Origin of the sequence: Streptomyces sp. NPDC008238, assembly GCF_042956445.1 — a bacterium.
In the GTDB taxonomy this organism is placed as follows: domain Bacteria; phylum Actinomycetota; class Actinomycetes; order Streptomycetales; family Streptomycetaceae; genus Actinacidiphila.
Genome location: NZ_JBIBGK010000028.1, coordinates 1 through 24,801, shown reverse-complemented (window position 1 = coordinate 24,801; position 24,801 = coordinate 1). Strand labels below are relative to the sequence as shown.

Annotated in this window: 21 protein-coding genes; 10 read left to right on the top strand and 11 right to left on the bottom strand. The window is 73.5% G+C overall.

What is annotated here, in order from left to right; genetic code table 11:
• Positions 1–37 precede the first annotated feature (37 nt).
• Positions 38–1,537, top strand: a complete 1,500-nt coding sequence (locus ACFZAU_RS34900) for a class I adenylate-forming enzyme family protein (protein ID WP_500555498.1) — start codon at positions 38–40, stop codon at positions 1,535–1,537.
• A 62-nt stretch (positions 1,538–1,599) separates the two neighbouring features.
• Positions 1,600–2,703 carry a tetratricopeptide repeat protein gene (locus ACFZAU_RS34895; RefSeq protein WP_499599919.1) on the top strand — a complete coding sequence of 368 codons (1,104 nt, stop codon included), beginning with the start codon at positions 1,600–1,602 and terminating at the stop codon, positions 2,701–2,703.
• Between the two features lie 79 nt (positions 2,704–2,782).
• Here the strand turns inward: ACFZAU_RS34895 and ACFZAU_RS34890 are convergent, their stop codons facing one another.
• The 3 genes from ACFZAU_RS34890 to ACFZAU_RS34880 form a co-directional block, all read right to left on the bottom strand.
• Positions 2,783–4,255, bottom strand: coding sequence for a cellulose binding domain-containing protein (locus tag ACFZAU_RS34890; RefSeq protein ID WP_500555497.1), 1,473 nt, complete (start codon positions 4,253–4,255; stop codon positions 2,783–2,785).
• A 101-nt stretch (positions 4,256–4,356) separates the two neighbouring features.
• Positions 4,357–5,745 carry a glycosyltransferase gene (locus tag ACFZAU_RS34885; protein ID WP_500555496.1) on the bottom strand — a complete coding sequence of 463 codons (1,389 nt, stop codon included), beginning with the start codon at positions 5,743–5,745 and terminating at the stop codon, positions 4,357–4,359.
• Between the two features lie 302 nt (positions 5,746–6,047).
• Positions 6,048–6,425 carry an STAS domain-containing protein gene (locus ACFZAU_RS34880; protein WP_499599914.1) on the bottom strand — a complete coding sequence of 126 codons (378 nt, stop codon included), beginning with the start codon at positions 6,423–6,425 and terminating at the stop codon, positions 6,048–6,050.
• A 219-nt stretch (positions 6,426–6,644) separates the two neighbouring features.
• Here ACFZAU_RS34880 and ACFZAU_RS34875 point away from each other — a divergent pair, with 219 nt between their 5' ends.
• Both ACFZAU_RS34875 and ACFZAU_RS34870 read left to right on the top strand, forming a co-directional pair.
• A complete protein-coding gene (locus tag ACFZAU_RS34875; RefSeq protein ID WP_500555495.1) occupies positions 6,645–7,193 on the top strand; it encodes a sigma-70 family RNA polymerase sigma factor in 549 nt (182 codons plus the stop codon).
• Positions 7,190–8,485 carry a maleylpyruvate isomerase N-terminal domain-containing protein gene (locus tag ACFZAU_RS34870; protein ID WP_500555494.1) on the top strand — a complete coding sequence of 432 codons (1,296 nt, stop codon included), beginning with the start codon at positions 7,190–7,192 and terminating at the stop codon, positions 8,483–8,485. The genes ACFZAU_RS34875 and ACFZAU_RS34870 overlap by 4 nt, the downstream gene beginning before the upstream one ends.
• Before the next feature lie 31 nt (positions 8,486–8,516).
• Here ACFZAU_RS34870 and ACFZAU_RS34865 read toward each other — a convergent pair whose 3' ends face one another.
• From ACFZAU_RS34865 to ACFZAU_RS34855, 3 genes are read right to left on the bottom strand one after another with little or no spacing between them, the layout of a single operon-like run.
• A complete protein-coding gene (locus ACFZAU_RS34865; RefSeq protein WP_500555493.1) occupies positions 8,517–10,085 on the bottom strand; it encodes a transporter in 1,569 nt (522 codons plus the stop codon).
• Positions 10,082–10,897, bottom strand: coding sequence for an ABC transporter ATP-binding protein (locus ACFZAU_RS34860; protein ID WP_500461083.1), 816 nt, complete (start codon positions 10,895–10,897; stop codon positions 10,082–10,084). Before ACFZAU_RS34860 ends, ACFZAU_RS34865 begins: the two co-directional genes overlap by 4 nt.
• 34 nt (positions 10,898–10,931) lie before the next feature.
• Positions 10,932–11,618, bottom strand: coding sequence for a bifunctional DNA primase/polymerase (locus ACFZAU_RS34855; protein ID WP_500555492.1), 687 nt, complete (start codon positions 11,616–11,618; stop codon positions 10,932–10,934).
• 251 nt (positions 11,619–11,869) lie between these two features.
• On the opposite strand from ACFZAU_RS34855, the gene ACFZAU_RS34850 reads away from it, so the two are divergent.
• Together ACFZAU_RS34850 and ACFZAU_RS34845 are read left to right on the top strand one after the other, a co-directional pair.
• Complete coding sequence (locus ACFZAU_RS34850; protein WP_500555491.1) at positions 11,870–13,252, top strand: NsdA family TPR-like regulatory protein; 1,383 nt, start codon at positions 11,870–11,872, stop codon at positions 13,250–13,252.
• A 204-nt stretch (positions 13,253–13,456) separates the two neighbouring features.
• Positions 13,457–14,764 (top strand): hypothetical protein, encoded by a 1,308-nt coding sequence (locus ACFZAU_RS34845; protein ID WP_500555490.1) that lies wholly within the window; start codon positions 13,457–13,459, stop codon positions 14,762–14,764.
• 102 nt (positions 14,765–14,866) lie between these two features.
• Here ACFZAU_RS34845 and ACFZAU_RS34840 read toward each other — a convergent pair whose 3' ends face one another.
• Positions 14,867–16,105, bottom strand: coding sequence for an ABC transporter substrate-binding protein (locus ACFZAU_RS34840; protein ID WP_499599902.1), 1,239 nt, complete (start codon positions 16,103–16,105; stop codon positions 14,867–14,869).
• A gap of 196 nt (positions 16,106–16,301) precedes the next feature.
• Between ACFZAU_RS34840 and ACFZAU_RS34835 the strand changes: the two genes are divergently transcribed.
• The gene (locus tag ACFZAU_RS34835; protein ID WP_500461281.1) at positions 16,302–16,748 is read left to right on the top strand and encodes an SCO4402 family protein; all 447 of its coding nucleotides are present in this window, start codon (positions 16,302–16,304) and stop codon (positions 16,746–16,748) included.
• Between the two features lie 189 nt (positions 16,749–16,937).
• On the top strand, positions 16,938–17,822 hold the full coding sequence (gene purU / locus ACFZAU_RS34830) for a formyltetrahydrofolate deformylase (RefSeq protein WP_499599901.1): 885 nt from the start codon (positions 16,938–16,940) through the stop codon (positions 17,820–17,822).
• A gap of 69 nt (positions 17,823–17,891) precedes the next feature.
• On the opposite strand, the gene ACFZAU_RS34825 is transcribed toward purU, so the two are convergent.
• Entirely contained in the window at positions 17,892–18,779 is an 888-nt protein-coding gene (locus ACFZAU_RS34825; RefSeq protein ID WP_500555489.1) for an alpha/beta fold hydrolase, read from the bottom strand.
• Between the two features lie 579 nt (positions 18,780–19,358).
• A complete protein-coding gene (locus tag ACFZAU_RS34820) occupies positions 19,359–20,051 on the bottom strand; it encodes an iron-dependent transcriptional repressor DtxR (RefSeq protein WP_500555488.1) in 693 nt (230 codons plus the stop codon).
• Positions 20,052–20,162: 111 nt separating this feature from the next.
• On the opposite strand from ACFZAU_RS34820, the gene ACFZAU_RS34815 reads away from it, so the two are divergent.
• The gene (locus ACFZAU_RS34815) at positions 20,163–20,912 is read left to right on the top strand and encodes an SIS domain-containing protein (RefSeq protein ID WP_500555487.1); all 750 of its coding nucleotides are present in this window, start codon (positions 20,163–20,165) and stop codon (positions 20,910–20,912) included.
• Between the two features lie 95 nt (positions 20,913–21,007).
• Here ACFZAU_RS34815 and ACFZAU_RS34810 read toward each other — a convergent pair whose 3' ends face one another.
• Both ACFZAU_RS34810 and pdxH read right to left on the bottom strand, forming a co-directional pair.
• Positions 21,008–22,324: a PAS domain-containing protein gene (locus ACFZAU_RS34810; RefSeq protein ID WP_499599897.1), complete on the bottom strand. Its 1,317-nt coding sequence runs from the start codon at positions 22,322–22,324 to the stop codon at positions 21,008–21,010.
• 361 nt (positions 22,325–22,685) lie between these two features.
• The gene (gene pdxH / locus ACFZAU_RS34805) at positions 22,686–23,309 is read right to left on the bottom strand and encodes a pyridoxamine 5'-phosphate oxidase (protein WP_500555554.1); all 624 of its coding nucleotides are present in this window, start codon (positions 23,307–23,309) and stop codon (positions 22,686–22,688) included.
• Positions 23,310–23,592: 283 nt separating this feature from the next.
• Here pdxH and ACFZAU_RS34800 point away from each other — a divergent pair, with 283 nt between their 5' ends.
• Entirely contained in the window at positions 23,593–24,693 is a 1,101-nt protein-coding gene (locus ACFZAU_RS34800) for a citrate synthase 2 (RefSeq protein WP_500330329.1), read from the top strand.
• Positions 24,694–24,801: the final 108 nt, after the last annotated feature.

Here is a 24,801-nt window from a genome sequence, read left to right as displayed (position 1 = left end):
TGACGTTGCGTCAGTTATTTGACCGGGAGGAGAAGAAATGCGAAGCCTGGGCGACTCGCCGACCCTCTGGGCGCTGATCGCGGGGCGCGCCGCGCTGACCCCCGACGCCCCGGCGCTGCTCGACACCGACGACCGCCGGCTGACCTTCGGGCAGCTGCGCGACCGCGCCGAACGGGTCGCCGCGGGGCTGCACGCCCGGGGCGTCCGGCCCGGCACCGCGGTGGCCTGGCAGCTGCCGACCCGCATCGAGACGGTGGTCCTCTCGGCGGCCCTCGCCCGGCTGGGCTCCGTGCAGACCCCGATCATGCCCTTCTACCGCGACCACGAGGTCGGCCACATACTCCGCCAGACGACCCCCGCCCTCTTCGCCGTCCCCGGCACATGGCGCGGCTTCGACCACACCGCCATGGCCCGCCGCCTCGGGGCCCACGAGGTCCTGGAGGCCTACGACTGCCTCCCGGAGGGCGACCCGGCCTCGCTCCCGGCCCCGCCCACCGACGGCACCCGGATCCGCTGGATCTACTGGACCTCGGGCACCACCTCCGAACCCAAGGGCGTGCTGCACACCGACCGCAGCCTCATCGCCGGCGGCACCTGCCTCGCCCTCGCCCTGGAGCTCGGACCCGACGACGTCGGCTCCGTCGCCTTCCCCTACGCGCACATCGGCGGCCCCGACTACCTGGTCATGCTGCTGCTGTGCGGCTTCCCCGCCCTGCTGCTGGAGCACTTCTCGCTCCCGGAGTCCCTGGAGGCCTACCGCAGGCACGGGGTGACCATGGCGGGCGGCAGCACCGCCTTCTACTCCCTCTTCCTCGCCGAGCAGCGCAAGCAGCCCGCGGGCGGCAGGATCATCCCGACCCTGCGCCTGCTGTCCGGCGGCGGCGCCCCCAAGCCGCCCGAGCTCTACCACGCGGTGGTCCGCGACCTCGGCTGCGCCCTCGCGCACGGCTACGGCATGACCGAGGCCCCCATGATCACCATGGGTTCGCCGCGCGACCCCGTCGACCGGCTCGCCACCACCGAGGGCCGCCCGCCCGCCGCCATGGAGATACGGATCGCCGAGGACGGCGAGGTGAGGCTGCGCGGCGAGGCCGTGTGCCAGGGCTACACGGACCCGCGGCTGACCGAGCGGGCCTTCGACGCGGACGGCTTCCTGCGCACCGGGGACGTCGGCAGGCTGACCCCGGACGGATACCTGGTCCTGACAGGGCGCCTCAAGGACATCATCATCCGAAAGGGTGAGAACGTCTCGGCCAAGGAGATCGAGGAACTCCTCTACGCCCACCCCGGCGTCGCCGACGCCGCCGTGATCGGCCTGCCCGACCCCGAACGCGGGGAACGCGTCTGCGCCGTCGTCGAGCAGCCGCGGGACGCCGGACCGCTCACCCTCGCCGAGGTCACGGCCTTCCTCCGCGAGGCGGGCCTGGCCCTCCACAAACTGCCCGAACAGCTCGAGGTGGTGGACGCGCTGCCGCGGAACGAGACCCTGCGCAAGGTGCTGAAGTACAAGCTCAGGGAGCGCTTTACGAAAGCGTGAGGCACGTCCGGCGCAAAGCCGCGTAACCTCCTCCGCAAGAGTTCCAGAGGGGAAGGGTCACGGTGGGCACACAGGACGGCCAGGACCGGGCGCAGGACGGCCTGGAGGAAGGTCCCGGCACAGGTCCGGAAAGCGGCCCGCAGGACGGCCCGCAGGATCCCCTCGAACTGCTCCGGCAGGGCGACGCCGCACTGGACGCGGGCGAACTCACACAGGCGCGCGTCCACTTCGAGACCGCGGAACGGCTGCTGGACGCGGACCCGGCGGCCGACGACGCCCGGCGCGCCGCGGCCCTGCGCGGCCGGGCCGTCTCCCACCTGCTGGCGGGCGAGGTGCGCTACGCCTCCCATCTGCTGGAGGAGGGCATCACCCGGCTGGAGCGGCGGACCGCCCCGGACGGCGCCCGGCCCGACCCCGACGCCTTGCTGATGCTGTACATCGCGTCGATCGGCCCGTACACCGACCTGGGCGCCTACGCCCGGGCCGCGCACGCCGCCGAGCAGGCGCTCAACCTCGCTCCCGAGGCGGGTGATCCGGCCCTGGTCGCCCAGATGCACCGCAGCATCGCCCGCACCCTGATCGTCGCGGGCCGCACCGGCGAGGCCGAGGCGTCGCTGGCCAAGGCGCAGGAGCTGTTCCAGCGACTGGAGTTGCACACGGACCTGGCCCACTGCCACTGGATGCGCGGCTACGTCCACTCCCAGGACGGCGACCTGGAGCAGGCCGAGCGCGAGTTGCGCACCGCCCGCGACATGCTGTCCGCCGGCCGGTCCGTGCTGTTCACGGTGCAGGTCGAGGTGGAGCTGGCGGACGTGCTGCGGCGGCGCGGCAAGCCCGCCGAGGCCGAGGAGCTGCTGACCCGCCTGCTGGACGAACTCGGCCCGTGGCGCGGTGCCGTCCACGCCGGCGGCGCGCACCGGCTGCTCGGTCTGCTGGCCGAGGAGCGCGGCGACCCGGAGGCGGCGGAGGAGCACTACGTGTCCGCCCTGGCGCTGCTGGAACGCGCGGGAGCCGCCGGGGACCTGGCGGACATCTGCCGGCTGCTCGGCGACCTGCTGCGCCGCTCCGGCCGCGTCGAGGCCGCGCTGGACGCCTACCGGACGGGCCTGGGCCACCGGGCGGCGATCGGCACCACCACACTGGGACCCGCCCCCGCCGACACCTGACCCCGGCCGACCGCCCACCCGGGCCCACACCTCACCCGGCCCCACGCCTCGCCCGGGCCGCCCCGCAGCGCGGGGCGGCTCAGGGCTCGCGGACGGTGTTCACGTAGCCCGTGCCGCCCGCGGCGAGGCCGTCGACCGCCTTCTCCACCTCCGCCTGGGACAGCGCCTTCCGGGCGTCGTGGTAGAACCAGTCGACCTGCATGTCCCAGGTGCGCTTCCCCGCGAATGGCAGGTCCACGAACCAGGTGTTGAAGTTCACGGACATGTTCTGGGTCGGGTAGTACTTCCCCCCGGTGCGGAACAGCTCGCGCCCGTCGAGGCTGTAGGTCACGACACCGTGGGCGGCGGTGGTGACGAGGGTGTGCCACCCCTGGAGGGCGGCCGTCGTGGCCCGGGTCACCCGGTCCCCCTCCCTGGCGCTGCGCCAGGTCGTCGTGTCGAGCCGCGGACCGGGCGCGCCCCAGCCCCCGTTGGGCTGGTACTCGTTGTCGAGCTCGCTGTACTCGGCGTGGTGGTGGGGCGAGATCATGAAGAAGGTCTCGTTGATGTGATCGCCGTTGCGGCCGCTCTCCGGTTCGTCCGCGAAGCGGATCCGGGCGGCGAAGGTCCCGGTCAGGAACTTCGTGCCGGTGGTGTGCACCTCGGCCTGCGTGGTGCCGCGCCGCGTCCCGTCGGTGGCGGCGCGCAGCCGCAGGACCTGGCCGCCCACGGCATTCTTGTCCGCGGGGAAGGCGACGCCCCGCGACGACCACGTGTCGTGGATGCCGGGCCCGCCCCCGCTGGTGCGGACCAGCCAGCCGTGGGCGCGCAGCGCCGGATCCCGGGGGCCGCTGTAGCGGAAGTCGTCGAAGACGATCCCGGGGGGCGGCGCGGGCCGTGCCGCGCCCGCGGCGGAGCCCCGGGGAGGGGTGCCGGCCTCACCGTCCGGCTCGTCGCCCCAGACGTGCCTGCCGTCCAGGTACCCGGTGACCAGCTTCGACGGCCGGAAGGTGTCGTGGGCGGGGCTGAACGACCGGTCGTCGCGCTGGTCCACCTTCCCGCCGGGACGGTACAGCTGGACCCCGATGGCGCCGCTCTTCGCGCCGGGCGCCAGGGTGCCCGCCGCCTTGGTGAAGGTGATCTCCAGGTAGTGGTCGGCGTTAGCCGCCGGCCGGTCCAGGGCAACGGTCCGCCCGTCGACGCCCGAGCAGCCGACCGAGGCCTGGACGCAGTTGAACGCGTACGGGGTGCCGTCGTCCTGCGTGAAGTAGTACCGGACCGCCACGTCGGCCAGACGCACCCGGTGGTCGGAGGTGTTGACGACCTCCAGCCACGGCCGGGCCGTGCCGGCGGACACCGGTGTGCCCGCCTTGTAGCGGACGGTGAGCTCCGGCGGCGGCTGCTGCGCCTCGCGCCACTCGGGGTACAGCGCCGTGACGCCCGCGCCGACGGCGGCCGCCAGCAGCAGGTACCCGGCCGCCCTCCGGACGGGGCGGCGCCGTTTGCCGTGACCGGCGGGGACGGGACGCTCGGGCCGGACGGAGGGACGGACGGAGGGGCGGGCAGAACCCACGGAAGCTCCTAGCACGGTGGAGGGGCGATGCCGAGGGCATGCCATACGGTCGCCGCGACGCGGCCGGACCGGACAGGACGGGACGGGAACGGACGCGCCGCCTACGGGGCGGTGTCGCGCACGGGCCCGGCCGGGGCGACGGCGCCGAGGGCCGGTGGCGCGGTCCCGGGGTGCACGGACGCGTCCCACGGGTCCCACGTCCCGCCGGCGACCTCCCGGCGCTGGTGCGGCAGGTGGGGCTGCGGGTGGGCCTGCGGGTGGGCCTGCCCGGCGGGCTCGAACGCGATGTCGTCGTGGGCGCCGCCGACCTCGATACGGGCGCGGGTCCCCCAGTTGGTGCGCCGCAGCGTCGCCAGGGACCACAACCGCAGGGGCAGCAGCAGACCGATGTTGAGCAGGGCGTACAGCGGGGCGGCGAGGAAGGTCAGCAGCCGGTCGGCGATCCGCACCTGCGCGGCGCCGCGCAGGTAGTGGACGGAGCGCACCCAGGCCATGACGCACATGTAGGCGAGGTAGCCGGCCAGCAGCGTCCAGCCCCGCGGGTGCATCACCACCGCGACGAGCGCCGCGAGCAGTCCCGCGGTGAAGGCGACCCAGGTGACCAGCTCGACGAGGTTCAGCCACCAGTACATACGGTGCAGCCGGAACTTGGCGAGCAGCAGGAAGCCCTCGCGGATGAACGACTTGCCCCAGCGGATCTGCTGGCGCACGTAGTGACCGAGGCGCTCGGGGACGTCGGTGTAGCCGACCGCCGAGGGCTGGATCAGGGAGAGCCCCTCGGTGAGGCAGTAGTACGTCAGGCGCCGGTCGTCCCCGAAGGTCGCCGGGCGGCCGAGGAACCGCTGGTCGAGGAAGTCGTCGAGGTGCTTGCGGACGACCCACCCGCGGTACATGGCCAGCGACCCGCAGGCGCAGAGCACCGAGCCGAGGCGGGAGTAGGCGACCCGCTCGCCGAGGAAGGCGTTGACGTACCGCATGTCGATCAGACGGGTCAGGAGGTTAGTGCCGCGGTTGTGGGCGAGCACCAGCCCGGTGACGCACTGGACCCGGCGCTTGGCGAAGGGCTGGGCAAGCTCGGCGACGGCGTGCCGGTCGAGCAGGGTGTCGGAGTCGACGCACAGGTAGACGTCCGCCAGCGGCTCCTTCCCGAAGCCGGCGGCGAGCCCGTGGCGCTTGCCGCGGTTGTCGGGGAACCGGACGAAGTCGAGACGGACCCCGGCGCGCTCGAACTGCGGGCGCATCTCCTGGACCAGGGCCCCCGCCGAGTGGTCCTTGGAGCAGTCGTCGACCACGGTGAGGGAGTGCGGCAGCAGGGTCTGCGCGAGGACCGACTCCAGGCAGCCGCGCAGCATCGCCGGGGCCTCGTTGTAGACCGTGATCACGCCGTGGATGCGCAGCCGGGTCACCGGCTTGTCGAAGGCGAGCTCCGGACGGCGGCGCCGGCGGACGGAGAGCAGCAGTTTGACGGCGAGGAGTGCACCGACGGTCACTCCGTACCAGTGCACATGACGAAGGGACCACGAGACGTGATCCCATGCACCCGCGAGATCGAGCATGGGCGGTGGAGACCTCCGAACGAACGCCCCCACCCGCCGGACAGAACCTTGAACACGTGTTCTGCGCACGAAGGTAACCCGAGCGGGGGGACGACGAAAGGTGCGCCCTCCACAGATTTCGCCCGAGGGGCCACAATCGGGCCTCCAGGGACGCCTCATGGACGAAGCGGACACCGGATGTGAGAGTGCTCACACAGGACTTGGCGGACCCGCCCGCCCCTCGCAGGGCGCACGCCCTAGGCGGACATCGGCCCCGCGGTGTCGTCGGTGGCGGCCTCCAGGTCGGGGAAGACCTCGAAGAGCCGGCGTACGCCGAGCGCGGCCAGCACCCGATTGACGTGCGCGACGCCGTCGGAGGGGCTGTTCCGGGGGAGGATCAGGCGCAGTTGCCCGGCACAGGACCGCATCAGCCGCCGGGCGGCGATCAGCACGCCCACACCGCTGGAGTCGCAGAAGTGGACCCCGGCCAGGTCCAGCACCACACTGTGCCGCCCATCGGCCACCGCGTCGTGCACATGCTGGCGCACAACCGGCGCGGTCACGAGATCCATCTCCCCGGACACGGTCAGGACCACCCAACCGTCCCGTTCGTCCTGCAACACCTGCAATGCCACTGTCTGGCCCTTCTCCTGGCAGCGGTCGTACAGACCCTATGCCCCGCCGGAGCCGCTTCCCCGCAATCTTCCGGTCACACCCGGGTAACGCATTACCAGAATCGATCAGTTATGGCAGAAGCTTGCCGCAAGGCGCCGTACGTGGCAGCAATCGGCGGATACATTCGATCCGAGGCAGTGCGACCGTAGTAGGGCGACGGCGACAAAGGGGGAGACGCGATGGCGGCATCCGCACCACCCCGCTGGGACCGCAAGATGCAGCAGCGGCTCGCGCGCGGCGAGGAGGCCGCGCTCGGAGAGCTGTACGACCGCTATGCCTCCCTCGTGCACAGCCTCGCCCACCGCGTCATGGACGACGAGGAGGCCGCCGCCCAGATCACCCGCGAGGTCTTCGGCTACATCTGGGAGAACCCGGACGCCTTCGACCCCAAGCAGGGTTCGCTGCGCTCCTGGGTCGCCGGCCTCACCCAGCGCCAGGCCGTCCACCGGCTGCGCCAGTCCGAGAACCGCGGCGCCGGCACCCCCGAGCAGGTGGAGGCCCGGGTCCGCGAGGCCTCGACGGCCGCCCGCGCCGACTACATCGTGACCTCCATGCCCGAACCCCTGCGCCAGGCCCTGGACCTCGCCTACCGCCGCCGCATGGACTACCGCGAGGCCGCCGCCGACCTCGGCGTCACCGAGGACGAGGCCCGCCGCCGCCTGCGGCTCGGGCTCCAGTTGCTGTCCACCGCCGTCCAGGACTCCGCGCCCCGGGGAAGGTCCCTGTGAACGGACCGGCCGAGAACGGCGAGACTCCCCCGCCCGGGACCAACCTGCCCCGGGTGCCGATGCCGCGCGGCGCCGCAGAGGACGGTCCGCTGCCCGAGGCCGGACCCGCGGCCCCGTCCCCTTCCTCACCCGAGACGGCGCGCGAGACGGCGCGCGAGCCGGAGCGCGAACCCGCGCGGGAGCCCGCGCGGCCCGGCCCGCCGGAGTACGACCACCGCGTACTGCGCTCCCTGCTCGGCGCGTGGGCACTGTCGGCCTGCTCCCGCGACGAGGCCGGCGCCGTCGACGTCCACCTCACCGACTGCGCGCCCTGCGCCGAGGAGGCGATGCGGCTGCGCCGCGCGGTGGGCCTGCTGCACCAGGAGGAGTCCCTCGACCTCGACCCGCTGTTGCGCGCCCGGGTACTGGAGGGCTGCCTGGGGCGCCGCCCGGCGCGCATCCCCGTCCCCGAGTGGGCCGCCCCCTACGACGCCGAGACCGCGCGCCTGGACGCGCTCCTCGCCGACCTCGGCGAACCCGAGTGGGACCTGCCGGTCAAGCTGGTCTGGGCCGGCGGGGCGCGCGAGCTGACGCTCTGCGGCGTCCTCGCCCACCTCGGCTCGGTGGACGGCGTCGTCGCCACCGCCCTCGGCCTCGACGACCCGCTCGGCCCGGGCGCGCCCCGTACGCGCCTGGAGCGCACCGAGCTGGCCGGCGAGCGCTGCCGCCGCCACACGCACGCCTTCGTCCGCAACAAGTGGCGCACCCAGACCCGGGACATCGTGCGGACGCTGTCCTTCGCCGGGTCCGCGACCGGCGGCCTGCCGGTGGACTTCACCGACGCCGTGGTACCGATGCGGGACGCCCTGATCGACCGCGCCTTCGAGTGCTGGATCCACGCCGAGGACATCGCGCAGGCCCTGGACTACCCCGAGTACGGGCCGCCGGCGGCGCCGCACCTCAACCGCATGATCGACCTCGCGGCCCGGATGCTGCCCACCGCCCTGGCCGCGCTCCGGCAGGCGGGGCTGGCCGAGTCCTCCGCCCGTCTGGTGCGGGCCGGCGCCCCCGGCCGCACCCTCGACCTCCACGTCGAGGGCTCCGGCGGCGGCCACTGGTACATCTCCCTGGACTCGCCCGGCGCGATCGGCACCCCCGAGGCGGTGGTCGCCGAGATCGCCGTCGACCAGCTCGACTTCTGCCAGCTGGCCGCCGGCCACATCGCCCCCGGCCGCATCGCCGCCGGCCGCGACGGGGACGGCGCGGCGATCCGGGACGTCCTGTGCGCCACGGCATCGTTGTCACGCCTTTAGGGCCCGGCCCCGCCCGCCCGCCGCGCGGGGCCTACCCCTTGCTCACCGCCGTCAGCACCTCCGGCAGCCGGCCCAGCAGACGGGGCGCCGCCGAGCGGACCCCCGCCACCGCGAACGCGGCCCCGTGGAGGCAGCCCAGCGGCAGTACGAGCCACAGCGCGCCGTGCCGCCCCGAGACGTGGAGCCAGATCAGCACGCCGAGCACCGGAAGCGTGATCACCGCGCCCGTCAGCGCGCCCCCGACGAGGCTGAGCCACGCCAGGCTCGTCTGGCCCGGCGCGGCGGCGCTGCCGAAGCGGTTCTCCTGCGGCATGGAGTAGGGGAAGCGCACGCTCGCCCAGGCGCCGGTGGCGACCAGCGCCCCGAGCAGCGCGAAGGAGAGCCCGAGCGTCTCCGCCACCGCGTCGGCCCGCCCCAGCAGGAAGGCCGCGCCGATGGTGACGACGGCCACGTACGGGACGCCCACCACCGCGATCGCCAGGGCCCGCCCCCGCAGTTCCGCGTACCCGTCCGCGCGGGATGAGATGGTCGCGGCGACCGTCCAGAAGGCGGAGCCGTCCATGCCGAACTGGTTGTACATCTGCAGCCCGAGCAGCCCGGCCGCCCAGCAGGCGGAGTAGACGCTGCCGTCCTGGACCGCCGAGACCAGCGGCAGCAGCAGCCCGACGGCCAGTGCGGTGGCCCAGGCGGCCTTGGTGCGCGGATCGCGCCAGGCGTAGCGGAACTGGCGCTCCATGACGGTGCCGGTGCGTCCCTCGGGGAACAGCCGGAACCGGGTCTCGCGGACGCTCGAGGGCCCCGCCTGAAGCGTGGAGGCGTCCGGGCGGGTCATCAGCCGGTCCAGGCTGGTGTGCCACCACAGGAGCACCAGGCCCACCGCGACCGCGGTCCAGGCGAGTTCGGCGGCCGCGAGCCCGTACGAGCCCTCGCCCACCGACCGCACCGCGTCCAGCGCCGACGCCGGCGGCACCCAGCGCAGCACGGTGGTGAAACCGCTGATCCGCTCCAGACCGTTCCCCGAGGTCAGCGCGTTGGCGGCCAGGCTGACCAACTGGGCGCCCACCGCGATCAGCACGCCGCTGAGCACCGCCAGGTCGCGCCCCTTGCGGCTGGTCAGCAGGCGGGTGTTGGCCGCGGCGACTGCCCGCGACAGGGCCACGCACATCAGCACGGCCAGCGGCACCGCGAGCACCGCGGCCACCGCCGAGGCGGCCCCCGCCACGACGGACACCGCCGCTCCGGCCACCACCAGGAGCGTCAGCAACGGCCCGACGCCGACGAGCGAGGAGACCAGGAGCGCCCGGACCAGCGGCCACGGCCGCAGCGGCAGCATGGCCAGCCGGGTCGGGTCGAGGGTGTCGTCACCGCCGAAGACGAACAGCGGCATGACGGCCCATCCGGCCCCGAGCACCACTCCGACGCCGACGGCCGCGGCGGGCGCGTACTCGTTGCCGTGCAGGAGGACGAGCCCCACGACCATGCCCAGCGCGTACAGCAGGGAGACCAGGGTGCCGACGATCCAGCCGACCCGGCGTCCGGTGGACTGGCGCAGCCCGTTGCGGAGGACCGACAGCTTGAGCCGTACGAAGGTCCCCGTCACGACCGGTCCGCCCCGGCCGGTCCGCCCCCGGCGTTCGCCCCGCCGAGCCAGTCCAGGTCCTGCCCCGGACCGCGGTCACGCGCGCCCACCAGGGTCAGGAAGGCGTCCTGCAGCGTCGGCGCCTGCCCGCGCACCTCGGCGATGGGGCCCTGCGCCACGATCCGGCCGGTGGCCATCACCGCCACCCAGTCGCACAGGCTCTCCACCAGCTCCATGACGTGCGAGGAGAAGACGACCGTCGCCCCGGACCCGGTGAAGCGCTCCAGCACCCCGCGGATCACCTGGGCGGAGACGGGGTCGACCCCCTCGAAGGGCTCGTCCAGGAAGAGTACTTCGGGGTTGTGGAGGAGGGCCGCGGCCAGGCCGATCTTCTTGCGCATGCCCGTCGAGTAGTCCACGACGAGCTTGTTGGCGGCGCCGGCCAGGTCGAGGACGTCGAGCAGTTGCGCGGCGCGGCGGTCGGTCTCCGCGCCCGGGATGCCGCGCAGCCGCCCCGTGTACGCCAGCAGTTCGCGGCCGGTGAGCCGTTCGAAGAGCCGCAGCCCCTCGGGCAGGACGCCGATGCGGGACTTCACGGCGACCGGGTCGCGCCAGACGTCGGCGCCGCCGACCTCGATGAGGCCGTGGTCGGGCCGCAGCAGCCCGGTCACCATCGACAGGGTCGTGGTCTTGCCCGCCCCGTTGGGCCCCACGAGTCCCACGAAGTGCCCGGCGGGCAGGCTCAGGTCGATCCCGGCGACGGCGACCTGCTGCCCGAAGCGTTTCCACAGTCCCTGGACACGTACGGCGGGCGCGACGGATGCGTTCGGCATCCGCCCAGCCTATGCCGAGGGGGGTACGGCCCGGCTAGCGTCCGCGGCCGCAGGCATACGCGAGGGGGGAGATCAGTTCCTCGGTGTCCGGCAGCCACCGGTTGAGGGCCGTGGGCTGGCGCACCCACTGAACGACGCCGCCCGTCCCGAGCCGGGTGGGCGGGGCCGGCACCCAGTCGCCGTCGCCGCGCACCACCAGGTCGAGCGAGGACGGTGCCCAGCCGAGCCTGCGCAGCAGGTCCGGCGCCTTGACGGCGGCCCCGGGCAGCACGAAGAAGATCATCCGGCGGGACGGGGTCCCGAGCACCGGGCCGAGCGGCAGTTCCATGCGCTCCATGCGGGCCAGCGCGAGGCAGCCGGCGTCCTCGGGGACCTCGATCGCGTCGAAGGTGCGCCCGGTGGGGAGCAGCACCGACGCGAGGGGCTGCCGCAGCCACATCCTGCGTACCGCGGCGCCACTGCCGCTCGCCTCCCCCACCCAGCCGGGCCCGGACGGGTGCGCCCCGGGCGCGGGGCAGCCGGTGTCGCCGCAGGAACAGCGCGGGGTGCGCGGGACGCGCGCGCCGCGGCCGGAGGGGGTGGCGTCCTCGACGAGCCAGGCACCGGGCAGCACATCCCAGTGCCGTTCGTCCGCGTACCCGACGGCGGCGTCGAGGAGTTGGCCGGCGATCCGCCGCGGGGCTGGGACGGTGTGTTCCACGGTGTCTTCCACGACCTTCACAACTGCCCTGCCCAGCGCGGGTTACGGGCAGTGAGGTCTCGGCCTCGCGGCTCATGGCGGGCGCACGGGAGCACGTGCGGGGGCGCGCGGTAGGGGGAGGTCCGACATCCGGGTAGTCACCCTTGCGTGTGTAGGCATGCATCCAGCCGCAAATTATGTCCTTTGCGGGGAATTTGAGTGGCGCGTACCGGGAAGGGATCTTCAGGAAGGGATCTTGAGGTCCCCAAAGCGGCAGCTGTGAGGGGGAGCCCATGGCCGCACGACCGCTCGTCGCCCGCCAGCCGAACGAACGGCTGCAGGCACTGATCCAGGAGGCAGGCTGCTCCAACGCCGGATTGGCCCGCCGGGTCAACATGTGCGGCGCGGAGCACGGCCTCGACCTGCGCTACGACAAGACCTCCGTGGCCCGCTGGCTACGCGGCCAGCAACCGCGGGGCCGGGCCCCGGCGATCATCGCCGAGGCCATCGGCCGCAAGCTCGGCCGCACCGTCACCATCGACGAGATCGGCATGGCCAACGGCAAGAACCTGGCCACCGGCGTCGGCCTGCACTTCTCACCCACCGTGCTCGGCGCGATCGAGCAGGTCTGCGAGTTGTGGCGGAGCGACGTCGGCCGCCGGGACTTCCTCACCGGTTCCAGCGTGGCGGCCTCGGCCCTGGTCGAGCCCAGCCGGGACTGGCTGATCACCCGCGCCGACTCCCAGGTCGCACGGGCCGGCGGGCAGCGCGTGGGCATGTCCGACGTCGAGGCGGTACGGGCCACCACCCGCGCGCTCAACGAACTCGACCACCGCTTCGGCAGCGGTCATGTGCGCCCGGTGGTGGTGCACTACCTCAACAGCGTGGTCTCCGGGCTCCTCGCCGGCTCCTACCGCGAGGCGACGGGGCGTCAGCTCTTCTCCGCCGTCGCGCGACTGACCGAACTCGCCGGCTACATGGCCGTCGACACCGGCCAGCCCGGCCTGGCGCAGCGCTACTACATCCAGGCGCTGCGGCTGGCGCAGGCCGCGGGCGACCGCGCGTACGGGGGCTACGTCCTGGCCGCGGGGATGAGCCACCTCGCCGCGCAGCTCGGCAACCCGCGCGAGATCGCACAACTGGCCCGCGCCGCCCAGGAGGGCGCCCGCGGCCAGGTCACCGCCACCGCGCAGGCCATGTTCTACGCGGCGGAGGCGCGGGGCCACGCGCTGATGGGCGACGCGCGGGCCTGCGGGGCCGTCGCGGGACAGGCCGTGGAGGCGCTGGAGCGCTCCGATCCGGGCGACGACCCCGACTGGATCCGGCACTTCGGGCCCGCCTACCTCGCCGACGAGCTCGCCCACTGCCACCGCGACCTCAACCAGGCGCCGCAGGCGGTGCGCCGGGCCGAGGAGGCACTGGCCGGGCACGCCCCGGAGAAGGCGCGCCGCCGCGCGATCGGGCTGCTGCTGCTCGCCCAGGCCCAGGTCCAGCAACGGGAGGTCGAGCAGGCCTGCCACACCGGCGCCCGGGCCGTCGAGCTGCTCTCCACGCTCCGCACCAACCGCGGCGCGGAGTACCTCGACGACCTCCGCCTGCGCCTCCAGCCGTACGCGGCGGAGAACGCCGTCCGGGAGTTCGACGCCCGGCTGGAGGAGGAGGAACTGGCGGCGTGACGGCACGGGGACGGGGGTGGCACACGCCCCCGTCCACCGAATCGTTACAGGAACGACATCAACCCCGCGGTAGGGGCACCCTGTTCTGCGACGCGGCGGCCGCCCGGACCCCACGGGACCGACCGCGGCGTGGTGACCCCCGAAGCAGACCCGGTAGCGTGAGCCGACGATTCCGTAGCGACGGAGAAGGCAGAGGTACCGGAGATGCACGGCGGACGCGGTGACGAGGCGTATCCGGAGGTGCACGAGGGCGTGGTGCTGCCCGCGGACGGGGGCATACCCGGCCCGGGAGCGGCCACGGCGTGGGGTACCGGCCCCGCGGCCGGGCAGCCGTGGGGCGAGCGGCCCCAGGCGTACGGCGCCCCGCAGCAGTCCCTCCCGGACTCCGACGCCACACAGCTCTTCCCGCCGTACCCGCAGGCCCGGCCGCCCATGCCGGCCCATGCGCCGCAGCAGCCCCCGGCGCCCCAGTACCAGCCCGGTCCTGTGGCGGACGCCACACAGATGCTGCCGCCGTACCCGATGGCCGACGCCGCCTCCTACAGCGTGCACCCGGGCGCCCCGGCCGAGGCGGACGCCACCCAGCACCTGCCGCGCTTCGAGGACGCGCAGGCCCCGCAGCAGGCACCCGGCTACGGCTACCCGCACGACCCCCAGGGCCACCAGGGCCACCAGGGCCACGACGGGATGCTCGCGCCGCAGCAGCCCCACGACGACTTCGGGCACCTCTACCGCCAGGACGGCCCGCCCGCGCAGCAGCCCGGCTATGCCGCAGCCCCGGACTACGGACAGCCCGCCTACGGACAGCCCGCGTACGGACAGCCCGCCTACGCGCCGCAGCCGTCCTACGACCACGACGAGCCCGCCCCGGCCCGCCGCAGGATGACCCCGGCCGCGCTGATCGGCATCGTCGTCGGCGGCTGTGCCGTGGCCGGTCTCCTCGCGGGCGCCCTGATGAGCGGCGGGGACGACAGCCCGACCGCGGGCGGCCAGTCCCCCGCGCCCTCGTCCAGCGCCTCGGCCCCGGCGTCCTCCGGGGGCGGCGGCGACGACGCGGCGGAGAAGCAGGCCAAGGGGCTGGAGGCGCTGCTCAAGACGAGCGGCAGCAACCGGACCTCGGTGATCAACGCGGTCGCCGGCATCAAGGGCTGCCGGAACCTCGACGGGGCCGCCGCCGATCTGCGGGCCGCCGCGCAGCAGCGCAACGACCTGATGGCGCAACTGAAGTCGCTGCCGGTGGACAAGCTCCCCGCCCACCAGGAGCTCACCGACGCCCTCAACAAGGCGTGGACGGCCTCCGCGGCCGCCGACAACCACTACGCGGCCTGGGCCGACCAGGTGAAGAGCAGCAAGAAGCTCTGCCGTCACGACCAGGCGCGCCCGACCGGACAGTACTCGGCGGGCAACACCCAGAGCGGCACCGCCACGCAGGCGAAGGCGCGTGCGGCGGCGCTGTGGAACCCCATCGCGAAGAAGTACGGGCTGACGCAGCACCAGGGCAGTCAGCTCTGACGCGGGTTCCCCGTGAAACGACGGAGCGCCGGCGGCCGTGGCCGCCGGCGCTCCGGGGGTCCCCCGGCGTCGCGGGCCGCCGTTCCCGGCGCCCGCCGGGCGTCAGCCCGGGGCGTTCTCCAGGGTCTTCGTCACGTCCACGAAGCCCTTGCGCGCGGCCACCAGCCGGCCCTTCTCGACCTTCTGGAAGGTGACCCGGCCGTTGACCAGTCGCGGCTGCTCGATGATGGCGGCCGCGTCCTCGTCGCGCCAGCCGAGCGGGGGCGTGAGGCCGTCGGTGGAGACGTTGTGCGCCCCGTCCAGCGCCTTCTTCAGCGTCGGCGCCGTGACCGCCTGGTCCTTGCCCATCTTCTCGATGACCTCGGTGAGGGCGGTGTAGGCGATCCATGTCGTCTGCACGCCAGGGTCGTTCGGGTCGATGTCGTTGTTGCCGAAGGCGTACCGCTTGATCGTGTTCCGCATCAGCGCCCAGCGCGAGTCGGAGGCCGGCGGGTACCAGCCGGTGATGTAGGCGCCCTCCAGCGGGCTGTTCTTGCCGCCGGTGCTGTCGAGGGTGGACTGCTGGACGCTGCCGAGGACGGAGGCGATCCGCGCCTGGGGGCCGTCCTCCAGGCCGGAGAGCGGGTCGGTGGTCGTCGTGCGGCGGAAGGCGTCGAAGAAGGTGGCGGTCTTGTCGCCGAGCGCGGCGCTCACGCAGTCGCCGGGCTTGTTGGAGCCGATGGCCTGCCGGGATATCGCGTTGTAGTCGGTGGCGTCCTCGGCGGCGCGCAGGTCGGTGGCGCCGGAACGGCCCGCGGCGCGCAGGCCCGCGTCGAGGAAGCGCACGAAGAGGTCGCCCGCGGCGGTGTCGGGGCGTACGAGGCTCACCTTGTCGCACTTGCCCGCCAGTTGACTGCCGGCACCGGCCATCAGCGCGGGCAACCCGCCGTTGATGGGGTAGGAGAGCGGGCTCTCGAACTCGTCCTGGGTGATGCCATAGCCGCCGAGGTACGGGATGCCCTCGGCCTCCAGCGTCGTGGTGAAGGCGGCGCCGTACTGGCTGTAGGAGCCGACGACCGCGACCGCGCCCGCGTCGGCGGCCTGCTCGGCGCAGTCGCCGGCGCCGATCGCGGTGTTGTGGTCGTTGCAGGTGATGACCTTCAACTCCCGGCCGGCGATGCCGCCGCGGGCGTTGACGTACTTCGCGTAGGTCTTGGCCATCGCCGGCATACCCGGCATGTTGGTCGCGTTGGTGTTCTGCGGCGCCCAGGTCATGACGACGATCGGGCCGGTGGTGCCGCCCGTCCCCCCGGGGAGCGTGCCGCATCCTGCGAGCAGGGCGACGCCGGCGATCGCCGACACGAACGGAACAGCTCTGCGTGTGCGGCAATCACTCATGGAATGGGAAGATTCCGGGTTTTCCGCAACGCCAGGGTGAACGCTAGGGAACGGAGGGTCACCATCGGGTGAACAGAGTGTGTGGAGCGGGAAGCACGTACGATCGTGCACTGTGCAGAGTACGGAGAAGTCTTCCCGCCGCGGCACCCGCTCGTCCACGATGGGGGGCATGCCGCTCAACGACATGCCCTGGTGGCGCTGGCGCGCGAACGTGCGCTCGGCGCTGCACATGATCAGCGACCCGGTGTTCCAGCGTGACGTCTGGCTCGCCGGGCAACCGAACTACGGCGACGTGACCGACGCCGTCTACCGCCTCGTCGAGGACACCTGGCTGGACAACTGGTCCGCGGAGAAGTACGTGGGCACCGTCTTCCGGGACTCCCAGGAGGCGGCCCTGGTCGACGTGGCCGTGCTGCGGGTGCTGAAGATCCTGCACCAGGTGGGCGCGGACGCCCCCGTCTCCGCGTACCTGGAGAACCACGCCTGGCCGGAAGCGGTACGGGCGGCCCGCGAGGCGCACGTGCGGCTGGCGACCGGGGACGGCGAGGACCCGGACACGCCGCCGCGTTCACTGGAAATCCTCAAGATCTACACACGCACGGCCTGAGCCCTGGGCACCGCCGTCCGCTCCCGCCGGCCCGTGCCGTCGTCCCGTGCCGTCGTCCCGCGCGACCTTCCGTCGCGCCGCGAACCGGCGTGAGCGCCGCGGCAGCCGGGTGCCAGCTGCGACGACACCCGGGCGCCCGGCTGGCGGACGGCTTGGGACGACGGGGCGACTTTGTGCGACGCTAGCCCCGTGAACGCCGCCGACGAGTCGCAGCCGCAGCCGCAGGACCAGCAGTACATCCTCACCCTGTCGTGCCCCGACAAGGCGGGCATCGTGCACGCCGTGTCGAGCTACCTCTTCATGACCGGGTGCAACATCGAGGACAGCCAGCAGTTCGGCGACCACGACACCGGGCTGTTCTTCATGCGGGTGCACTTCTCGGCGGGCCACCCGGTCACCGCCGACAAGCTGCGGGCCAGCTTCGCGGCCGTCGCCGACGCCTACGCCATGGACTGGCAGATCACGCCCTCCGCCGAGCGGATGCGCGTCATCCTGATGGTCAGCAAGTTCGGGCACTGCCTCAACGACCTGCTCTTCCGCACCAGCATCGGCGCGCTGCCGGTGGAGATCGCCGCCGTGGTCTCCAACCACACCGACTTCGCCGAACTGGCGGGTTCCTACGACGTCCCCTTCCACCACATCCCGGTGACGAAGGAGAACAAGGCCGAGGCCGAGGCGGAGCTGCTCTCGCTGGTGGAGAAGGAGAACGTCCAACTGGTCGTCCTCGCCCGCTACATGCAGGTGCTCTCGGACCACCTCTGCAAGGAGCTCTCCGGCCGGATCATCAACATCCATCACTCCTTCCTGCCCAGCTTCAAGGGCGCCCGGCCCTACCACCAGGCCCATGCCCGCGGGGTGAAGCTGATCGGCGCGACGGCGCACTACGTCACCGCCGACCTCGACGAGGGCCCGATCATCGAGCAGGAGGTCGAGCGGGTGGGCCACGAGGTCAACCCGGAGCAGCTGGTCGCCATCGGCCGCGACGTGGAGTGCCAGGCCCTGGCGCGCGCCGTGAAGTGGCACAGCGAGCACCGCGTCCTGCTCAACGGCCGCCGCACGGTCGTCTTCGCCTGACCCCCGCCGCCGCCGCTCCCGGCTCCCCGCTCAGCGCTCGCCGCCCGGCGCCCGGCGCCCAGCGCCCGGTCAGGCCTGGCAGACCGGCAGGCCCGCGACGTCCGCCAGGAAGGTCTCGACCGCCGCATACCAGGCCTCGGGCTGGTCCCAGGGGACGAGGTGCCCGGCGTCGGGGATCTCCGCGTACGAGCCCCGGGGCAGCACCCGCACCATCTCCTGGGCCTCGGCACGGCCCAGCTCGCCGTCCCAGCCGCGGACGACGAGGGCGGGGCAGGACACCTGGGCCAGCTCGTCCCAGTGGGCGTCGTGGATCCAGGACTCACGGGAGCGCAGCATGTGCCGCCGCGCGAACACCGGGCGCCAGCCGTCGGCGTGCTCCTCCATCACCTCGGCGAAGAACTCCCCCCGTGCCGGGCGGGAGCCCTCCAGCCAGGGATCCTCCTCGCCGAACCAACGGCGCACCGCGTCGGGCCCGGGGAAGGGCAGCGGCCAGGCCCCGAACCAGTCCTCCCAACGGCGCTGGCTCGCCTCCCCGAGGGCCACCGCCCGCATGTCGCACAGGACCACGGCCCGCACCAGCGACGGCCGGCGGACGGCGAGCTGCCAGGCGGTGAGGGCACCCATCGAGTGCCCGACCACGGTGACCGGCGCGAGCCCCAGCTGCTCGACGACGGCGGCCGCGTCGGCCACGTAGGCGTCCCGCGTGTAGGGCCCCTCGGGCTTGGCGCTGCCTCCGTGACCGCGCTGGTCCAGGGCGACCACCCGGTGGCGGGCGGCGAGCCGGCGGGCGGTGCCGGCCCACTGGGAGGCCCGTCCCATCAGGCCGTGCAGCAGCAGGACGGCGGGCCGCGGGGCTTCCCCGGACACCGCCCCGGGCCCGGGGACGAACCCGTCGGCGTACTCCCACGCCGTGAGCGGGAGGCCGCCCGCTCCGGTGACTTCGACGCGCCTGACCATGTGCCGCACCCCCCTCTACGTGACGTTCAGACCCCCACGTTATCGAAAGCCTGTTCTATACGCGTCTTCACACGCGCAACACCGCTCTTTCGAGTGACAACGCTCAAGGATTGCCGGCCCGCGCCGAGGGGAGGACTTCAGCGGGACGCGGCCCGGCGGGGAAGACGGGCAGCGGGGAGCCACCCGGACAGCTCGGGGATCCGGGTGGCCTCCACGGGGGCCCAGGGGAGGGGACGGGGGAATCGGGGGAGGAAGGGACTCCGGCGCATGGGGAGGCGCCGGGGTCCCTCGGACAAGGCCCCGCACCTGCGGGGCCCACGGCCCCACTGATCAAGCCGGCATCGGGCAGGGGCCGGGAGGAGCGCAGGGAAGCACCCCGACCGTCCGGCCCACGGCGCGGAACGGCACGGACCCGGCGCAGCACCAGCGCCCCCTCGCCCCGGAACAACGACGCGACCGACCGGCCGGCGGGGAACCCCGACGCACCGGTTCCGTCAGCTGCCTCCTCCAGCACGAACCCCGGCCGCGCGCACCCGAGAGGCGCACCGGACCGTGGAGGAGTCCCGGGGAACGGGGGTCCTAGCGCTTGGCGACGAACACGTGCGAGGCGGTCTCCGTGCTCAGCTCCGCGGCCTCGCCGCCGCTGCCGACCAGCACGCCGCCCGCCGACGGGGTCACCGACACCACCGCGCCCGGCTGCACACCGGCCCGCCGCAGGGTGTACATCAGCTGGGCGTCCGTCTGGATCGGCTCGCCGATCCGCCGCACGACCACGCTCGCGCCCGCCTGGCCCGTCTCCAGGTGGATCAGGCTGACCATGCCCTCGTCCAGGAAGGGGTCCGCGCCGTCCTTCTCGCCGAGTTCCTCCAGGCCGGGGATGGGGTTGCCGTACGGCGACTCCGTCGGGTGCCGCAGCAGCTCGAGGACGCGGCGCTCGACCGCCTCGCTCATCACGTGCTCCCAGCGGCACGCCTCGGCGTGCACGTGCTCCCACTCCAGCCCGATGACGTCGACCAGCAGGCACTCGGCCAGCCGGTGCTTGCGCATCACGCGCGTCGCGATCCGCCGGCCCTCGGAGGTCAGCTCCAGATGCCGGTCGCCCGCGACGTGCACCAGCCCGTCCCGCTCCATGCGCGCGACGGTCTGACTGACCGTCGGTCCGCTCTGGTCGAGCCGTTCGGCGATTCGGGCGCGCATGGGGACGACACCCTCCTCCTCCAGCTCAAGGATGGTGCGGAGATACATCTCCGTCGTGTCGATCAGTCCGGACATGCGTGCCCCTCGGTGGCTCGTACGTGGCCCTGGACTCAATTCTGACGCATGCGACCGACAACCGGGGCCCTGTGGTTGACAGGCGGACGCCGCGGCAGCACGGTTCTCGGCATGACCGATCTGGCCGCCACATATTTCGATGCCGCCATCGCACTGCTGAGGCGCGTGAGGGACGAGGAGTCCGCGGGGATCGAGGCGGCCGCGGCCGCGCTCGCGGACACCGTGGCGAACGGGGGGCGGGTGTTCGCCTACGGCGCGGGGCACTCCTCGCTCCCCGCCCAGGACGTCGTCTACCGCGCGGGCGGCCTCGCCCTGGTCAACCTGCTGGCCGTGCCGGGCGCGGTCGGCGTGGACGTCGTCCCCGCCACCCTCGGCAGCGCCCTCGAACAGGTCGGCGGCCTGGCCCGCGTCGTGCTGCGCAGTTCCCCCGCCCGGGCGGGCGACCTCCTGGTGGTCATCTCCCTCTCCGGCCGCAACCCGCTCCCGGTCGAGATGGCGCTGGAGGCGAAGGCCCTCGGGATGACGGTGATCGGCGTCACATCGGTGGCGTACGCGAAGGAGACGCACTCACGGCACGCGAGCGGCACCTTCCTGAAGGACCACTGCGACGTCGTCGTGGACAGCAAGATCGCGCCGGGGGACGCCGAGCTGTCCGTGCCGGGGATCGCGGCCCCGTTCGGCCCGGCCTCCACCGTGGTGACCAGCGCGCTGATGCAGGCCGTCGTGGCCACGGCCGCGGCGGACCTGGCGGAACGCGGCGTCACCCCGCCCATGCTCCGCTCGGGCAACGTCGACGGCGGCCACGAGTGGAACGCCGAGGTCTTCGAGCAGTACGCGGACCGGATCTTCTACCGCCACTGAGCGCTCAGGTCGCTGCTGGGCCGCCGCTGGACCGTCGTCGGACCGCCGCCGCTACCGCCGCCGGACCGCTACCGGTACCGCCGCCGGGCCCGCCGTCACACCCGCGGCGGCAGGTCGAGGCAGGCCGCCGCACGCAGCGCGACGTCCTCGGCGAAGGCGGCGTCCGCGCGGTCGAAGGGACGGCGGCCCGCGCCGCGCAGGAAGGTGAGCACGCCGAGCGTGCGGCCGCGGCTGCGCAGCACGGCGCACAGCCCGTGGACGGTGCCGTCGGGCCAGCGCCGCGCGGCCGCCCAGCTGTCGACCTGGGCCCGTGAGGCGGGCTCCGCGGCCGCGGCCCCGAAGCCGGCCCGGACGGAGCCCGTGCGCGCGACCGCCTGCAGGGCGGGGTGCCCCTCGCCGTACCGGACCGGGATGCCGCCGGACACCGGCAGGCAGGGCCCGGCTCCGCCGGGGGGCGTGGCGGCGGCCCGGACGAGGCGCACCCCGTCGGGCGCGAGCACGTCGAGCAGGGCGTGCTCGGCGAACCCGGCGAGGGCGAAGTCCACGTAGCAGGTGGCCGCCTCCAGGCGGTCCTCGCACTCGGCGACGGCCAGCGCGGCGCGGTGCAGCTGGTTGCTGCGGAAGCGCAGCCGCGCCGCCTCCTGCTCGGCGAGCTTGGTGTCGGTGATGTCGTGGAAGAGCCACCCGACGCCGAGGGGCACCGGTTCCTCGCCCAGCGGCGAGCCGAGCCGCACGAAGCCGCTGCGCCAGCAGCAGCGTGCGCCGCCGTCCGCCCGCAGACCCACCCACAGCTCGCTGGGCGCGGGGGGCGCGCCCTCGGCGAGCACGTGCTGCAGGGCACTCTCCAGTTCCTCCGCGCCCTGGTCGAGGAAGTCGCCCAGCGGCCGTCCGAGCGGCGCGTCCCGGCTGGTGCGCAGCACACGGGCGGCGTACGCGTTGACGACGACGGGACGCAGGTCGGCGTCGACGAGGACGACCCCGCACGGCGCGTCGTCGAAGAGCGCCTCGCTGAGGGCTATCGAGCGCTCCAGGTCGATCTGCGCGTGCACCTCGGAGAAAGCGCAGTAGACGCCCGCGGGGCGTCCGTCGGGGCCGTGCACGGCGGCGGCCTGGGTCCGCACCAGCACGCGGCGGCCGTCCTTGGTCAGCAGCGCGAACTCGTGGACCTGGCGGCCCTCCGCGTCCATGGCGCCGAGCAGCCGTCCGCGCACCTCCTCGGCGTCGGCGGTGCGCGCCGCCCAGCCGGCGAACCCGCGCCGGCCGACGGCCTCCTCCGCGGTCCAGCCCAGGATGCGGGTGGCCTCGGAGTTCCAGTGCGTGATCACTCCGTCGCGGTCCAGGGCACAGAGTCCGGCCTCCATGCCGTCGAGGAGCGCGGCGAGCAGCTGCGGCGTCGCATCGAATGACTGCACGTCTGGACATTCAACCCCTGTGTGACCGACGACACAGGAACTTCACGAAATTCGGTCGCCTCGGGACCGCCCTCCCCGGGGCGGAAAAAAACCGCTTGTCGTCCGCCGGACCGTTTCCTAGGGTTGCGAGCACACATGAAGGGAGGTGGTCCGGAGAATGATTTCCCATCGGACGCGTGAGGTGACTGCGGGCTGACGCCTGCGTTCCTCGCCTGCGCGCGATGTGCGCAGCGGGCCAATTCATCGCAGTCACCCGACCCGCGGGCTCGTCGGATTCGTCCGGCCGATGCCCGGACGGTTCGCCGTCCGGGAAGCAGCCCGCGGGTCGTCTGCGTCCACGGGCGGTGAACGCTCCCGCCCCTCAGGGCGACAGGCGCCGTACCGTCCAGCCGCCCTCCGCGGCGGTGTACACCAGACGGTCGTGCAGCCGGTTCTCGCGTCCCTGCCAGAACTCCACGCCGCGCGCGACGACCCGGAAGCCTCCCCAGTGCGGCGGCACGGGCACCTCCGTGCCCTCGGGGTAGCGTGCCGCCAGCTCCTCGTAGCGGTGTTCCAGCTCCTCCCGCGAGCCCACCACCGACGACTGCGCGCTCGCCCAGGCGCCGATCCGCGAGCCGTGCGGCCGGGTGCGGAAGTACGCCTCGGTCTCCTCGCGCGAGACGCGTTCGACGTCACCCGCCACGATCACCTGGCGGGCGATCGGGTGCCAGGGGAACAGCAGGGAGGCGTAGGGCCGTTCGGTGAGCTCGCGGCCCTTCCTGGAGCCGTAGTTGGTGAAGAAGACGAAGCCGCGGTGGTCGTAGCTCTTCAGCAGGACGGTGCGCGAGCTGGGCAGCCCGTCGGCCCCCGCGGTGGAGACCACCATGGCGTTGGGCTCGTCGACGCGCGCGTTGACGGCGTCGGCGAACCAGTGCGCGAACTGGGTGTACGGGTCGCCGGCCAGCTCGGCCTCGGTCAGTCCGTGGGCGCGGTACTGCTTGCGCATGGCGGCGGGGTCGTGGTGGCTGTGCTGCACCCGCACATCTTGCAGCACGGCGGCGGCACCGTGTGCCGGACGCTGCGCGGGAACCCACGCGGGAAGTCCCCGCAACATGTGCCGGACCTCACGCTTCACGTCACCTGCCGCAGGGGACAGACTTACAGCCGGGTATCCGTGCCCTCTCGACATCGGGGGATGTCGTACGGGGCACCGAGTGCCGACCCCCGTGCACCACCCCGCGTGCCACAAGCACCACCGGATCGTCGACCGCATCAAGAGGAGCCGCCTGATGTCCGACTTCGTACCCGGACTCGAGGGAGTCGTCGCCTTCGAGACGGAGATCGCCGAACCCGACAAGGAGGGCGGCGCCCTGCGCTACCGCGGGGTGGACATCGAGGACCTGGTGGGCCACGTCTCCTTCGGGAACGTGTGGGGCCTGCTGGTCGACGGTGCGTTCAACCCCGGCCTGCCGCCCGCCGAGCCCTTCCCGATCCCCGTCCACTCCGGTGACATCCGCGTCGACGTCCAGTCGGCGCTGGCCATGCTCGCCCCGGTGTGGGGACTGAAGCCGCTGCTGGACATCGACGCCGAGCAGGCCCGCGAGGACCTCGCCCGCGCGGCCGTCATGGCGCTGTCGTACGTGGCGCAGTCGGCGCGCGGCCAGGGGCTGCCCATGGTGCCGCAGAGCGAGATCGACAAGGCGGAGACGGTCGTCGAGCGCTTCATGATCCGCTGGCGCGGCGAGCCCGACCCCAAGCACGTCAAGGCCGTGGACGCCTACTGGACCTCCGCCGCCGAGCACGGCATGAACGCCTCGACCTTCACCGCCCGGGTGATCGCCTCCACGGGCGCCGACGTCGCGGCGGCGCTGTCCGGCGCGGTCGGCGCCATGTCGGGCCCGCTGCACGGCGGCGCGCCCTCCCGCGTGCTGGGCATGATCGAGGAGATCGAGCGGACCGGCGACGCCGAGGCGTACGTCAAGCAGGCCCTCGACAAGGGCGAGCGCCTGATGGGCTTCGGCCACCGGGTCTACCGGGCGGAGGACCCGCGGGCGCGGGTGCTGCGCCGTACCGCCAGGGAGCTGGGCGCCCCCCGCTTCGAGATCGCGGAGGCGCTGGAGAAGGCCGCCCTGGAGGAGCTGCACTCCCGCCGCCCGGACCGCGTCCTGGCGACCAACGTGGAGTTCTGGGCCGCGATCATCCTGGACTTCGCCGAGGTCCCGGCCCACATGTTCACCTCGATGTTCAGCTGCGCCCGCACCGCCGGCTGGTCGGCGCACATCCTGGAGCAGAAGCGCACCGGCCGCCTGGTGCGCCCCTCGGCCCGCTACGTCGGCCCGGGCTCCCGGGACCCGCGCGAGGTCGAGGGCTACGCGGACATCGCACGCTAGGCCGTGTCGTCACATGCCCTCCCCCAACCTTCGGTCGGGGGTGCCCCCACCCCACGGCGCCTGGCACGGCACCTCGCTGCGTTGTCGAATCGTCCGAGTAGCCCACTA